The sequence below is a fragment of the Limosilactobacillus sp. genome (genome assembly GCF_022482365.1).
Lineage (GTDB): Bacteria > Bacillota > Bacilli > Lactobacillales > Lactobacillaceae > Limosilactobacillus.
Genome location: NZ_JAKVPE010000001.1, coordinates 272,944 through 287,862, shown reverse-complemented (window position 1 = coordinate 287,862; position 14,919 = coordinate 272,944). Strand labels below are relative to the sequence as shown.

At 56.0% G+C, this 14,919-nt stretch carries 10 protein-coding genes; 1 reads left to right on the top strand and 9 read right to left on the bottom strand.

Translation table 11 applies throughout. The annotated features are described in order from the left end of the window. Positions 1-92: 92 nt before the first annotated feature. Both pyk and dnaE read right to left on the bottom strand, forming a co-directional pair. Complete coding sequence (gene pyk / locus LKE23_RS01360; protein WP_291977704.1) at positions 93-1,514, bottom strand: pyruvate kinase; 1,422 nt, start codon at positions 1,512-1,514, stop codon at positions 93-95. Between the two features lie 168 nt (positions 1,515-1,682). Continuing rightward, on the bottom strand, positions 1,683-5,018 hold the full coding sequence (gene dnaE, locus LKE23_RS01355; protein WP_291977702.1) for a DNA polymerase III subunit alpha: 3,336 nt from the start codon (positions 5,016-5,018) through the stop codon (positions 1,683-1,685). 141 nt (positions 5,019-5,159) lie between these two features. Between dnaE and LKE23_RS01350 the strand changes: the two genes are divergently transcribed. Further along, positions 5,160-5,372, top strand: a complete 213-nt coding sequence (locus LKE23_RS01350) for a YjzD family protein (RefSeq protein ID WP_291977700.1) — start codon at positions 5,160-5,162, stop codon at positions 5,370-5,372. A gap of 58 nt (positions 5,373-5,430) precedes the next feature. Here LKE23_RS01350 and pepT read toward each other — a convergent pair whose 3' ends face one another. The 7 genes from pepT to glyS form a co-directional block, all read right to left on the bottom strand. Then, entirely contained in the window at positions 5,431-6,681 is a 1,251-nt protein-coding gene (gene pepT, locus LKE23_RS01345; RefSeq protein WP_291977698.1) for a peptidase T, read from the bottom strand. A 32-nt stretch (positions 6,682-6,713) separates the two neighbouring features. Further along, entirely contained in the window at positions 6,714-7,544 is an 831-nt protein-coding gene (locus LKE23_RS01340; protein WP_291977696.1) for a Nif3-like dinuclear metal center hexameric protein, read from the bottom strand. Beyond that, complete coding sequence (locus LKE23_RS01335; RefSeq protein ID WP_291977694.1) at positions 7,528-8,238, bottom strand: tRNA (adenine(22)-N(1))-methyltransferase; 711 nt, start codon at positions 8,236-8,238, stop codon at positions 7,528-7,530. Before LKE23_RS01335 ends, LKE23_RS01340 begins: the two co-directional genes overlap by 17 nt. Before the next feature lie 90 nt (positions 8,239-8,328). Next, the gene (locus LKE23_RS01330; protein ID WP_291977693.1) at positions 8,329-9,510 is read right to left on the bottom strand and encodes an aminotransferase class I/II-fold pyridoxal phosphate-dependent enzyme; all 1,182 of its coding nucleotides are present in this window, start codon (positions 9,508-9,510) and stop codon (positions 8,329-8,331) included. Positions 9,511-9,677: 167 nt separating this feature from the next. Further along, positions 9,678-10,820, bottom strand: coding sequence for an RNA polymerase sigma factor RpoD (gene rpoD, locus LKE23_RS01325; protein ID WP_291977692.1), 1,143 nt, complete (start codon positions 10,818-10,820; stop codon positions 9,678-9,680). Between the two features lie 2 nt (positions 10,821-10,822). Continuing rightward, entirely contained in the window at positions 10,823-12,697 is a 1,875-nt protein-coding gene (gene dnaG, locus LKE23_RS01320) for a DNA primase (RefSeq protein WP_291977691.1), read from the bottom strand. A gap of 146 nt (positions 12,698-12,843) precedes the next feature. Then, complete coding sequence (gene glyS, locus LKE23_RS01315) at positions 12,844-14,919, bottom strand: glycine--tRNA ligase subunit beta (RefSeq protein ID WP_291977690.1); 2,076 nt, start codon at positions 14,917-14,919, stop codon at positions 12,844-12,846.

Sequence of the window (14,919 nt, the reverse complement as noted above, 5' to 3'; positions counted from 1 at the left end):
CACGGCTCACCCGGCTTTGACCAGCGCCCTGTGCACCACAAAAAAAGAGCGCGGCAACTGTCGCACTCTTTTCGATTTAGTTGGATTAACGATTAAGCAATCGTCATAACCCGCATCAGGTTGGTCGTTCCTGGTACACCAACTGGAACACCGGCCAGAACGATGATCTTGTCACCCTTCTTAGCAAAGCCCAGCTCAACTGCCTTTTCAGCAGCCAGGTCGAACATCTTATCAGTGTCGGTAGCTTCGTTAACAACGTAAGGTTGAACACCCCAGTTGATCATCAGGCCTCGTTCTACCCGCTCGTTTGGAGTCAGGGCAACGATGTCGGCGTTTGGACGGTACTTAGAGATCATCTTAGCAGTGTAGCCTGAAGCAGTGTAGGCAACAATGGTGTGGATGTCTAAGTCCTTAGCAGCGTTGGCAACGGCAGAACCGATCGTTTCGGTAACGTCGGACTTGTCCCAATCAAAGGTTTCAGTACCGAATTCCCAAAGGTGCTTTTCAGCCTTGATGTCGATGGCGTTCATCATGGCAACGGATTCTACTGGGTAGTCACCGTTGGCACTTTCACCAGACAGCATGGTTGCGTCAGTACCATCAAAGACGGCGTTGGCAACGTCAGAAACTTCGGCACGGGTTGGCCGTGGGTTTTCTTGCATGGAGTCCAGCATCTGGGTAGCAGTGATAACTGGCTTACCAAGTTCGTTGCACCGCTTGATCATGTGCTTCTGAACGATTGGCACATTTTCAGCAGGAATTTCAACACCCATGTCACCACGAGGAACCATCAGACCATCGGCAACGTCGATGATTTCTTCAAAGTTGTCGATCCCTTCTTGAGATTCGATCTTTGGGAAGATCTGAACGTCTTCCATGTTCTTTTCCTTGAGCAGTTCACGAATGTCAAGAACATCCTGGGCCTTCCGAACGAAGGAAGCGGAGATGTAGTTGATCTTGTTGTCCAGACCGAAGCGAATGTCGGAGCTGTCCTTTTCAGTGATCCCAGGCAGGTTGATGGAAACGCCAGGAGCGTTAACACCCTTCCGGGAACCAAGAATACCGTGGTTCAGCACGTGGCAAACCAGTTCACGGTGTTCTTCATCCTTTTCGTCGATCAGCATGTCGATCAGACCATCGTCAAACAGAACGTGGCCACCAACATGAGTGTCGTCGTACAGGCCTGGGTAGGTAACAGCGATCTTGTCATGGGTACCTTCTAATGAAGCATCCATGGAAATGCGAACCTTGTCGCCAATGTTGAATTCGATCTTACCTTCCTTTTCAACAGTCGTCCGAATTTCGGCACCCTTGGTATCAAGCATGAGACCAACGTGCTTGCCGGTGATTTCTTCGGCCTTCTTAACGTTTTGCATCCGGCCCAGGTGTTCTGGGTGGTCACCGTGTGAGAAGTTGAAACGGAAAATATTTGCTCCTGCTTGGATCAACTTAACGATCGTGTCAACATCAGTACTTGCAGGACCAAGAGTACTTACAATCTTGGTTTTCTTCATAAATGAATCTCTCCTTTACATTTATGCATCAACTGCGGTCTGCCAATTGCATCCCTCATTTGCACACTTGTATAATAGCACTTTTCAAAATGGGTGTCGCCCATTTTTGTTCATAAATTCTCAAGAAAACGCTGCCAAATTAAATTTATGATTTTTTCTTAGAATCCTCTAATTTTTCAGCTGCTGCAGGACGACATTTTCCGCCCCGAAGAGCTCCTCCAGTGTCGCCTTAGTCGCCGCCTGATTGTCCAGCCACTTGCGGCGGTGCTGGAGGTGGCGGGCCTTGGTCTGGGGATAATAAAGGAGAACCGGGGTGTTCCCGTGGTGGGCGGCCATCAAATCATTTAGCTGGGTCATCGTCTCCCGGGTGGCTTTCTCTGGATAGACGCGGATCACCCAGCGCTGGTTTGGCAGGAGTTCCTGCTGGAGCTTGGCGGCGGACTGGAGCCGCGAAGCAATCAACTGGGTCCCCCGCCCCTCCCGAACTTCAACCCGGCCGGCGATCGCCAGCACCTGGTTATCTTCTAAAAGGTTGGCAAAGCGCTGGTACTGCTTGGGAAAGACGGTCACGTCCAAAGTCCCGGTCTGATCCGAGCCGGATAAGAAGGCCATTGGCCGGTGGTCCCGTTTGGTATGGACGGTCTTGACGTGGTTGATAAAGAGCAGGAGGTTGACATTTTGCCCCGGTTGGAGCTGACTGACCGTCCGGGCACCGATCCGCTGGCCCAGGCGCTGGAATTGACTGACCGGGTGGCCGGAGAGGTAGACGCCCAGGTACTCGTTTTCCTTGAGCAGCCGGGTGGTCAGCGGGTACTCTTGGCACCGCTCAATCGATGACTGCAGGCTGGGGTCATCCTGGAAGCTGCTCAGCAACTGGTCGATCCCGGAGAGCAGGTCCGGCAAGGCGTTGATCATCTCCGCCCGGTTGTAGCCCAGCTGGTCTAAGGCCCCCGAATAAATCAGCGGCTCAACCAATTCTGTCTTGCGCCAACGCTGCGGCAAGCGGTTGATGAAGTCGCGGAAGTCCTTAAAGGGGCCGTGAGCCGCTTGTTCTTCCTTCAACTCGCCAATAAAGTCGCGCCGCACCCCTTTGATGTCGGCGAGGCCAAAATAAATTTGCCCCTGGTCCAATGTAAAGTCGGCACCGCTGATGTTGATCCGCGGCCCGTTGATCTTGACCCCGAGCTTGCGTGCATTTTCAACGTGCTGGCGCAGCTTGGTCAGGTTGCTTTCGGCACTCATCAGGGCGGTATAAAAGGCAGTCGGGTAGTGGCACTTCAGGTAAGCGAGCTGAAAGGCCAGCATCGAATAGGCGACCGCGTGGGACCGGTTGAAACCGTAATTGGCAAACTGGTCGATATAGTTGAAGACCTGGGCGGCTCGCTCTTCGGTAAAGCCGTTGGCGACGGCTCCCTGCATGAACTTGGCCCGCATATTCTCCATCACGGTCCCGATCTTCTTGCTCATTGCCCGCCGCAACAGGTCGGCCTCGCCCAAGGTGAAGCCCGCCATGGCAACGGCCACCTGCATGACCTGTTCCTGGTAAACCAAGACGCCATAGGTCGGCCCAAGGATCCCCTGCAGGGCGGCATCCGGGATCTGGTACTGCTCCTGCCCGTGCTTGCGGGCGATGAAGTGGCTGATGTTTTCCAGCGGGCCCGGCCGGTAGAGGGCGTTGACGGCAATGATGTCCTCAAAGCGATCCGGGTGAAGACTGACGAGGACGTTGCGGATCCCGCTCGATTCAAACTGAAAGACGCCGTCCGTCATCCCCCGCTGGAAAAGCTGGAGGGTGGTCGGGTCCTCATAGGAAATCTGGCGAAGATCAAAGTCCGGGTGCTCTTGATGGACCAGTTCGAGGGTATGGGCCAAAATCGACAGGTTCTTCAGCCCCAGGAAGTCCATTTTCAGCAACCCGAGCGCCTCGACGGTTCCCTTGGTAAATTGGGTCATCAAGAGCCCTTCCCCACCGTCCTGGAGGGGCACAATCTCGTGCAGCGGCTGTTCGGACAGAACAACCCCGGCCGCGTGGGTCGAGTAGTGACGCGGCAGGCCTTCCAGCCGCCGGGCCACCGTCATCAGCAGTTGGGCCTGCTGATGGTCGTCCAAGAAGTTGCGAAGACGCTGGGAATCCTTGAGGGCGCTGGCCAGGGTCAGGTTATGGCTGTTGGGCAGGGTTCCCATCAGCGTGTTGACGTCGTACTTAGGCCAGTTAAAGACCCGGCTGACGTCCCGCAGCACCTGCTTGGCTCCCAAGGTCCCAAAGGTGATGATCTGGGCGACGTGCTGGTGGCCATATTTCTGGTGGACGTATTCGAGGACCTCATCCCGGCGGTTGTCGGGAATATCCAGGTCGATGTCGGGCATCTGGGCCCGTTCCGGGTTTAAGAACCGTTCAAAGAGCAGGTGGTACTCCAGCGGATCCACCTCGGTGATTGCCAGGGCGTAGGCAACCAGCGACCCGGCCGCCGATCCCCGGCCCGGATCGGTGGCGATGTGGGAGCGGTGAGCAAAGTTCATGACGTCCCAGACGATCAGGAAATAATCGTCGAAGCCCATCTGGTGAATCACGGTCAGCTCGTGGTCGAGGCGCTTGTGGTAGTCCGCGGCCGTAAAGCCCGCCGCCAGCGGCCGCTTGGCAAGCCCCGCCTCACAAAGCTGGCGCAGGTAAGCGGCCGAATCCGTCCGGGCGGGGGTCGCAAAGTGCGGCAGCACCGGTGACTTGAAGGTCAGTTCCACCTGGCATTCGGCGGCCACCCGGTCGGCCTGGGCCACGGCGTCCGCCAGCCCCGCTGCCTGGTATTCCTGTTGGGCCTGTTGGGCCGTCCGCAGGTAGTGGCGCCCCTCGGTATGCGCAAGGGTCGTCACGTTGTCCAGACTGGTCCCAGCCCCGATTGCCTGGAGAACGCTGCCGGCAAAGTGGTCACCGGGATCAAGGTACTCGACCGGCCGACTGGCAACCAGGGGCAGACCGTTCTGCTGGCTAAAGGAGGTCAGGGTCTGCCGGGTCACGGCATCAAGCTCCGGGTTGATCCCCACCAGCAGGCTGGATGGATCAACGGCACCTTGCAGGGTCGCAATCACCGGATCGTTTTGGGCAATCACGGAGAGCAGGCTGGTTTCGGGCAGGGCAATCACGAAGAGGCCACCGAGCAAGTCGGCAACCGCATCCACCGTCAGCGGCAGTTCCTTGACGGCGGTGGTTTGATGGCGGGTCGACAGGTCCATCAGGTGCTGGTAGCCCCGCTGGTTCTTGGCAATCAGGTTCAAAGTCAGGGTGTTGCCGTCGGCCGCATTGAGGGCCAAATGCATCTTCATACCCAAGAGCGGCTTGAGTTTGGCCTTGCGGGCGGCGTTATAAAAATCAACGGCCCCGTAAAGCACGTTTTCATCGGTCAGCGCCAGGGACCGGTAGCCCCGTTGCTTGGCCGCGGCAACCAGGTCCGTGATCCGCGTGGGACTCTTCAAAAGACTAAAACAAGTTTGCACATCAAGTGGCGTCACAATCGCGCCCTCCCTTCATTTCCATTCGATTATACCAAATTTCGCTGCCCCGCTGTCCTGAAACACTCATCTGACTTTGCCCCTTCCCCATCGCGGATTAATTGTGCTAAAATAAGGTAGTTAAAGAGGGGATGACTTAACATGAACTTTTTATCACGGAACATCGTGGCCGCTTTTTGGGCCTTGATTCTCGGTGAAGTGTTAGCTTACATCACCAGTCAGCTCGAAGGCATGACGCCCGACTACACTATGGTTGGGATCCTCGCCGTTGTCTTCTGCCTGATCTCCGTTAACGCAATCAATGCAATCACTGGCAGCGCTGACCCAGCAAAGGACAAGGCTGAAAAGAAGTAAGCAATTCAACTTAAACAAATAAAAAACGTGCATCGAACTTTCGGTGCACGTTTTTTATTTACTTGTTTTCCTCAACGTTGAGCCGGTTAATCTCCAGCAGGGTGTCGAGGGCCTTCTCCATCGTCTGCAGGGAAACATACTCGAAGCGACTGTGCATGTTCTCCCCACCAGCGAAGAGGTTTGGCGTCGGCAGGCCCATGTAGGAAATGGTTGAGCCATCCGTGCCACCCCGGACCGGGTAGATGTCCGGCTTGATCCCCAGGTTTTCCATGGCGTGCTTGGCGATCTCTACCACGTCCATGTGGTCCTTCAAGGCATCCTTTAAGTTGTAGTACTGGTCGTAGAGCTTCATCTGGACCCGGTCGCTGCCGAGCTCATCGTTCAAGCCGGCGACGATCCGTTCGAGCAGGTGCTTGCGCTCTTCGAAGATCTGCTTGTCGTGGTCCCGGATCAGGTAAACCATCGAGGCGTGGTCAACGGTCCCGTTGAACTTGTAGAGGTGGTAGAAGCCCTGCCGACCGTCAGTCCGTTCTGCCCGGTCGTGGGTTGGCAGACTGTCGTGGAGGTCGATGGCCACCTGGATGGCGTTGACCATCGTTCCCTTTGCCACCCCGGTATGGACGTCGTTCCCCGCAATCTCGATTTCAGCCTGGGCGGCGTTAAAGGTCTCGTATTCGAGCTCACCCAGCGGACCCCCGTCGACGGTGTAGGCAAAGTCGGCGCCAAAGTCCTGGACGTCAAAGTGGTCGGCACCGGTCCCAATTTCCTCGTCGGGGCCCAGGCCAATCTGGATCTGGCCGTGCTTGACCTCGGGATGCTTCATCAAATAGTCGGCCATCGTTACGATCTCGGCCACCCCGGACTTGTCATCGGCACCCAGCAGCGTGGAACCGTCGGTCGTGATCAGGGTATTGCCGGCGTACTTTTGAAGGGACGGGAAGGCATCTACAGTCAGTTTATATTGACCATCCTGATCCAGTTGAATGTCTGAATGGCCGTCGTAGTCCTCAACGATCTGCGGGTTGACGTTGTGGGCGTTGAAGTCCGCCGTGTCAATGTGAGCGATCAGGCCCAATACCGGGACTGCATAGTCCAGGTTGGACGGAATCGTCGCCATCAAATAGGAACTCTGCTGGTTAATGTGGACATTTTCCAGACCGATCTGCTTCAGTTCGTCCGCCAGGTCATTTAAGAAGGCCGTTTCCTTGGGGTCGGACGGAATCGTCGTCGACGCCGGGTTGGAACGCGTCTCCACTTTTACGTACTTCAAAAAGCGTGGCAGTAAGCCCTCATATTTTTCTATTGCCATTTCCAAATTTCCTCCTCTTCAGCTCTATAAAATCAGTTCTGCGCGGTGACGAAGGTAAACGGGTCGGTATTGATCCGATTCTCGATCAGATCGAAGTCCCAACCGTAATCCTTCTGCCAGCCGCGGATTAATTCCGCCAAGCCGTGTTCACTCACCGCCTCGATGTGGTGGCCGGGATCCACGACGGTCAGGTGGTTAGCGATCATGTCGTGGGCAAAGTGGTAGCTGACGTCACCGGTAACGTAGGCGTCGGCACCCAGATTCACCGCCCGGTCGTAAAAGTCCTGCCCGGCGCCGCCCAGAACGGCCACCCGGTGAATCTGCCGCGTTGAGTCGGCGGGATTCGTGATCAGGCGCAGCCCGGGTACTTTAAAGATCCGCATGCAGTAACGAGCAAAGGCGGCCGCATTCATCGAACCAGCAAAGTCACCGATCCGACCCATTCCAACCGGTTCACCCGAAACTGGGTCCGTGCCGGCTGGCACCAGGGGCTGGCAATTAGTCAACCCCAACTGCTTGGCCAGCCAATCGTTCATCCCGCCGTTAGCCGTGTCAAGGTTGGTGTGGGCCGCGTAAACCGTGATCTGGTGGGCCAGCAGCTGAGCGTACATCGCGTTCTGCGGGTTGCGGGTGTCCAGGTCACGGGCCGGGTGAAACATGATCGGGTGGTGGGCAAAGATGAAGTCCACCTGGTTATCAATCGCCTCCTGCACGATCTCCGGGCGCACGTCCAAAGTCGTCATCAGGCGCTTGATCGGCCGGTCCGGATTGCCGACCTGGAGGCCAACGTGGTCCCAGCTTTCGGCTAGGGCCGGGCTAGCAAACTTTTCAAAACGTTCAATCAGTTCATTCCCCGTGGTCATCATCCAGGGCCTCCTTTACCATTGCCAATTCATCTTTCAGTTCGTTGATTCGTGCAACGGGCACCTTCTTGGCCCCCGCCATCTGGTGCAGCACCGTGGCCTGGCGTTGACAATATTCCCGCCACTTGGCCACAAAGACCGGCCCCTTCTTTTCCAGGAGGAGCGGGCCAAAGGTCAACTCGTAATCACTGTACCGGAAGGGCACGACGGACGGCTCGGCCACGATAATTTCGTAGATATGGTCGTCCTCTGCAACAATCCGCTCGGCCATGATCTGGTAACGATGATCCATCAGCCAGCGCCGCAGCCGGTACTCGCCAACGTTAGGCTGGAGGATGAGGCGGGTCACACCGGCAAGCTTGGCCACGCCCTCATCCAAGATCTTGGCAATCAGGGTGCCCCCCATTCCGGCCACAACTACCGTGTCAATTTTATCGGCGGGCGTAATTGCCGCCAGGCCGTCCGCCAGCCGGGGCTTGATCACAGCGTCCAGGCCGTGACTCTTGATCTCGTGGACCGCGTTTTCGTATGGCCCCCGGACCACCTCGCCGGCCACGGCATAGCTGATCTTCTTCTCCAGGGCCAGAGCCGCCGGCAGGTAGGCATGGTCGGAGCCGATGTCCGCCATTCGCGCGCCCTCCGGAACGAAGCTCGCCACCGTGGCAAGGCGTCGCGATAAGTGTTTCTCGTCCAAATTAACATCCCTCTTCATTGCTTAATTAACTTAAGTATACCAAAAAAGTGCCCCCGGCCGCGCAGCCAGGAGCACTTCTTTAGTAAATTATTAGTCGAGGTTCTTCACAAATTCGCCGATCCGCTTCAGGCATTCCTTGAGGTCTTCGTCAGATGAAGCGTAGGAAAGCCGAACGTAGCCGGCACCACCGGCACCAAAGGCACTCCCTGGGGTCACGCCGACCTTGGCGTCCTTGGCCAGTGCCTTGGCGAACTTGACGTCGTCGTCACCGAACTGGGCTGGAATCTTCGCAAAGACGTAGAAGGCCCCTTCCGGCGTCGACAGTTCGAAGCCGATCTTCTTCAGGCCGTCGACGATCAGGTCACGCCGGTGCTGGTAAATCTTGCGGAATTCAACCGGATCCTGACGACCGTTGTTCAGCGCCTCGGTCGCGGCTGCCTGAACGTTATCCGTGACGGTCGTTACCAGGTAGGCGTGCATCTTCCGAATGCTGGACATGATCGCTGCCGGGCCAGCAATGTAGCCGAGCCGGTAACCGGTCATAGCATGGGACTTGGACAGGCCAGAGATGAACAGGGTCCGTTCTGGGATCAGCGAAGCAATGGAGTAGTGCTTAACGCCGTAAACCAGGTCACTGTAAATCTCGTCGGTAATGACGTAAAGGTGGTGCTTTGCAATGACCTTGGCCAGGCCCTTGATGGTTTCCTCTGGATATTCACGGCCGGTTGGGTTGGTTGGGTAGTTCAAGAGAACCGCCTTGACCCCCTTGTTTTGTTCCAGGACTTCTTCCAGGTGTTCCGGCGTCAGGACGAAACCATCGGCGGAAGTATCAACCTGGATCCCCGTGGCACCGGTCATGGCAACCAGTGGGAAGTACAGGGAGAAGACCGGCGTCGGGATGATCACCTTGTCACCCGTGTTCAGCAGGGAGAAGAGCGCTGCGACCAGGGCCTCGGTTGCACCAACCGTTGCTACGATTTCGCTGTCCGGATCGTATTCAACTCCACGGGTATCCTTGATGTAGCCACTGATTGCCTTCAGGAGTTCGGGCTTCCCGGCCTGAGGCGCATAGTGTGAATCGTTATCTTGGATGCTCTTGATGGCTGCTTGCTTGACGTGTTCCGGCACGTTCATATCCGGTTCACCCAGGGTCAGCTTAATGATTCCAGGAATCTTGGAAACCTCATTATCGAAGGCCCGGATTCCGGATGGGTTCAGAGCACTCAGCTTGTGATTAATTGTTGCTTGTAAATCAGTTGCTAATTCAGGCATAACTTCATTCCCTCTCTATTCATGAAATTACTTTAATTCTATTATTAATCTTAAGGATGGTCAAGCAACTTTTAATTTTAGTTTAATTGTGCTTTAATCTTAATTCAAAAAGAAAAGTCGCCCTGGCGTTGACGCGCCAGAGCGACTTTAGTAAAGCTAATTTCAATTTATTCCAAGAAGTCCTTGAGCTGCTTGGACCGTGATGGGTGGCGCAGCTTCCGCAGGGCCTTGGCTTCGATCTGCCGGATCCGTTCCCGGGTTACCCCGAAGACCTTGCCGACTTCTTCCAGGGTCCGGGTCCGCCCGTCATCCAGGCCGAACCGCAGCCGCAGAACATTTTCTTCCCGATCGGTCAGGGTGTCCAGCACGTTTTCGAGCTGCTTCTTCATCATCTCGTAGGCCGCGTGGTCAGCCGGACTGGTGGCGTCCTGATCCTCGATGAAGTCCCCAAGATGGGAGTCGTCCTCTTCACCGATTGGGGTTTCCAGTGAAACTGGTTCCTGGGCGATCTTCAAGATATTGCGGACCTTTTCGGTTGGCATATCCATCTCGGCACCGATTTCTTCCGGTAGCGGTTCCCGTCCCAGGTCCTGGAGCAATTGCCGCTGGATCCGGATCAGCTTGTTGATCGTCTCAACCATGTGGACCGGAATCCGGATCGTCCGGGCCTGATCAGCAATCGCCCGGGTGATGGCCTGCCGAATCCACCAGGTAGCGTAGGTGGAGAACTTGAAGCCCCGCCGGTAATCGAACTTCTCGACGGCCTTCATCAGTCCCATGTTCCCTTCTTGGATCAGGTCCAGGAACTGCATCCCCCGGCCGACGTAGCGCTTGGCGATGGAAACAACCAGCCGCAAGTTGGCCTCGGCCAGTTCCTGCTTGGCTTCCTCGTCCCCCTGTTCAATCCGCAGGGCCAATTGCACTTCTTCGTCCGCCGTCAGCAGGTTAACCCGGCCAATTTCCTTCAGGTACATCCGAACCGGGTCATTGATCTTAACCCCGGTTGGGGCAGAGGTGTCCTTCATGGCCTTTTGGGACAGCTTTTCGGTGGCTTTCAGCGCCCGTGGATCCGGATCACCGTGGTTGTCGACCACGCTGATTCCGGCGTCTTCAACGTTTTGCAGGAGGTTGTCGATTCCGGCTGCGTTCAGTTCGAATGGTTGGGCAATCTGGTCGTTTAATTCGTCATACTTAACCTCTTTTTGCTTCTTGTATTGACGAATCAGCTTCCCGACAGCGGTATCGTATTCTTGTTGGTTGAAGTTTTCGCTATTGGAAATCACAAGGTCTTTCTTCTTACTCTTTGCCATACTTATTTAGTCTCCTCCGCTTTGTACTGTTGTTGCTTCTTTAATAACTTAACGAGCTCAATCGTGAGCTGGGTCGTTAGTTCAGTATTGTTTAGCGTGCTGGCTTCCTTTAACTGGGACTTTACTTTCTTGATCTGCTCCCGGAGCGGCGTCTGCTCGGTAATGATCTGCAGGCAATCATCGATCAGTTGCATCTCGGGGGCTGGGTTGACGTTTAGCTGCTCAAGCTGGCTCAGCGCCGTCCGCAATTCCGGATAATCGGCGAGGTAGTCCAGAAAGCGGGCCGGATTGTAATCGCCATATTCGGAAAAGTAGCTCGTCGCCACCATGTAGAGCGACTCGTACTTTTCGTGAACAAAGTGAAAACCATCGCGTGCCCGAACATGGCTCCAGACATTGGAGTCGTGGAGCATGTAGCGCAATAGGATCTGCTCCGCTAATTCCGTCCGGTCAACCGTTGCCGTCTTTTCCTGAACCGGTGGCGCGTAGCTGACCGCTGCCTGCTGCCGATAGGCCTCGGCCGGAGCTGCCGGTCGCTGCCGCATAGTCCCCTGCAGCTGGTGCAACTGACTTAACAGGGCCGCCTTGTCGAGCTTAAACTCATCCGCCAGCCGGCCCAGGTACATATCCTGTTCCAGGGGCGTCTTGAGATGGGCAATTTCCTTGAGAGCCCCCTCCAGGTAGCGGAACAACTCCTGCTGGTTATTCAGATTCTTGCCGTTGCGCAGGAATCGCAGGTAGAAGTCAGTGGTGGTCTCCTCCTGTTCCTTAACGTAGGCCCGGAAGCGTTCAGCACCCCGCTGCTGGACGAATTCATCCGGATCAATTCCGGCCGGCAGCTGGACAACCCGCACCTGCAGGCGGCCATCCTGGTGGTCGTTGACCAGGCTGATTGCCCGATCGATGGCGTTTTGCCCGGCGGAATCCCCGTCGTAGCAGATGTCGAGCTGACCCGTCGTCCGGTTGATAATCTGAACCTGCTCCTCGGTAAAGCTGGTTCCCATCGAGGCAATGCCGTTCTCAACGCCAGCGCCAAAGGCCGAAATCACGTCCATGAATCCCTCAAAAAGGTAGAGTCGACCATCCTGGCGGGCCGCCTTCTTGGCGAGGTCCAGGTTGAACAGGGTCCGGCGTTTGTTAAAGATCGGCGTCTCCGGGCTATTGAGGTACTTTGGCAGGTCGGTCTGCTGAGTGTTTAAGAGTCGGCCGGAAAAGGCGATCACCTTGCCCTGGCGATTGCGGATCGGAAACATCACTCGCTCCACGAAGCGATCCTGCAGCTGGCCCTCGTGATTCTCAGTGAACAGGCCCGACTTGCGCATCAGCTGGTAGTCCAGTTTTTGTTGCTGGCAAAAGGGCGTCAGGATCCGCTGGGCCGGTGCAAAGCCGATCCCGAAGCGTTCAATCAGCTCCGCACTCATCCCCCGCTTTTGCAAGTAGTTGCGAGCCGGTTCCCCAGCGGGCGTGTTGAGCAAAATGTGATGGTAGAGCTGCATGGCCTTCTCGTGGAGGTCCAAGAGCTTTCCGGCCTCACTATTTGCCGGTGCGCTGGCTTCTTGGTGCGACTCCAGCTCAGCATACTGACTTGGCAGCTGGACATTACCGAGCTTGGCTACCTCTTGGACGGCTTCGACAAAACCAATGTGCTTGTAATCCATTAGGAACTGGAAGACATTCCCGCTGCGGCCGCAACCAAAGCAGTGGTAAAACTGCTTCTCCACGCTGACCGAAAACGACGGGGTCTGCTCCTCGTGAAAGGGGCAGAGGCCGGTCAGGTTCTTGCCCGCCCGGCGCAACTGAACGTACTGGCCGATCACGTCACTAATATCAACGGAATTACGTATTTGATCAATCATCTCACGTGGTATTCTGGCCATTGAATCACCCCACTTGATTAGTTCGCGAACAGTAACGAAAGGCCGCAACCCAACGGAATGCGACCCTCCAATCAATCATTTAACCATAATTCACTTAATTTATATGATACCACAAGTTGCACGGATTACAACCAAAAGGACTCGGATTACTTCACAATCAGGTCGTCCAGGTTCCCAACCAGTGCTGCCAGCCGGGCCAGGATGGTCAGCTGGGCCAGCCGGTTGCGCCGAACCGCCTCGTCCTTGTCCATGATCATGTTTTCGTCGAAGTATTCACTGATCACCGGTGCCAGTGAACGCAGGGCGGCGAAGTTTTCAGCGACAGTCCGGCCGGCTGCGGCTGCTTGAACGGCAGCCACGGCGTCATAGAGCTTCTTTTCGGACGGGTTGACGAAGAGTGCCGGATCAACCGTGATCTCCGCACCGAACTTCCCCTTCTTGGCGATCCGCAGAACCCGCGTCAGGGCCTCGATCGTTTCCTTGAAGTCGGCGTCGTCCTTGTGGGCATCGATTGCCTGAGCGGCCTCGATCACGTTGGCAATGTCGTCGGCCTTAGTATCGGTAACCGCGTCGGTGATATCGTGACGCAGCTTTTCACCACTGAAGAGCTGCTTCAAGCGGTCGAGGAAGAAGGCACGGACCTGGCCCTTGTTTTCGTCCAGTGCGTACGGCAGTTCGATGCCGGCCTGCTTGAAGGCGGCCGCCAGTTCCGGTTGGATGCCCATCAGCGGCAGGTGCCAGTTGCGGGCGTTGATGATCCGCACGATCCCAAAGGCCTGGCGCCGCAGAGCGTATGGGTCGTTGGAGCCGCTCGGGATCATCCCGACGGCAAAGAAGGAGATGATGCTGTCGAGCTTGTCGGCAATTGCCAGAACAGCCCCGATCTTCGTCTCCGGCAGGGCACCCTCAGCGGAAATCGGCATGTAGTGTTCCCGGATGGCCACGGCCACGTCATCCTTTTCGCCGAAGAGCTGGGCGTAGATTTCACCCATGATCCCCTGCAGCTCGGCGAATTCACCGACCATCTGCGTCGTCAGGTCGAACTTGTAGATGTGAGCGGCCCGGTCAAGGTCGGCCAGTTCTTCATCACTCAGGCCGAGGTGGTTCCCCAACAGCTGGGCGATCACAGCAACCCGCTGCATCTTGTCATACATCGAGCTGATCTTGTCGTGGAAGCTGACCCGCTTGAGGCGTTCAACATACTCGTCGATCGTGATCTTCTGGTCTTCATCGTAGAAGAACTTGGCATCTTCTAGCCGTGGAACCAGCACCCGTTCGTTCCCCTTGATAACGTTGTCCAGGTAGTCACTGTTCCCGTTGCGAACAGCGATGAAGTGTGGCAGGAGCTTGCCGTCATGATCACGCAGATAGAAGAAGCGCTGGTTGTCCTTCATTGAGGTAATCAGGACCGGATCAGGCAGGGCCAGGTACTTCGGGTCAAAGGAACCGGCAAAGGCAGTTGGCCATTCAACCAGGTTATTAACCTCTTCTAAGAGGTCGGCGTCCTTGTTGATTACCCAATCGTTCTTCTTAACAATCGCGTCGATCTGGTCGGTGATGATTTGCTTGCGCTTAGCCTGGTCGGCAATGACAAAGTCGGCCTGCAGAGCGTCCTCGTAATCGGTGGCCTGCTTGAGTTCAACATCGTGACCCAGGAAACGGTGGCCGCGGGTGGTCCGGCCGGCTTCCACGTCCAGGATCTTAAACGGCACTACCTGGTCGTTGAGCAGGGAGACCAGCCAGCGGATCGGCCGGATAAATTGCAGGTTGTTGTACCCCCAGCGCATCAGGGTTGGGAAGTTCATGGCCGTGATGACATCCGGCAGTCCCTGGAGCACTTCGGCAACCGACTTGCCGGCAATGTGCTTTTCAACGAAGACGTATTCAACGCCCTTGACTTCCTTGAACTCGATGTCGTCGACCGTGGCCCCCTGACCACGGGTAAATCCGATGGCCGCCTTGGTCCAGTTGCCATCCTGATCCTGGGCAATCTTCTTGGCCGGGCCCTTGACGGATTCGTCAATGTCGGGCTGCTTGTCACCCAGTCCCGAGATCAAGAGTGCCATCCGCCGTGGCGTTGCAAATTCCTTAATTGAGTCGAAGGAAATTCGTTCTTCCTTCAGATAGTCGGCAACCCGTTGGTGCAGCTGCTTAATGCTTGGCGTCACCACGTGGGCAGGCATTTCTTCAACGCCGACTTCGAGTAAATATGAGTTAGCCAT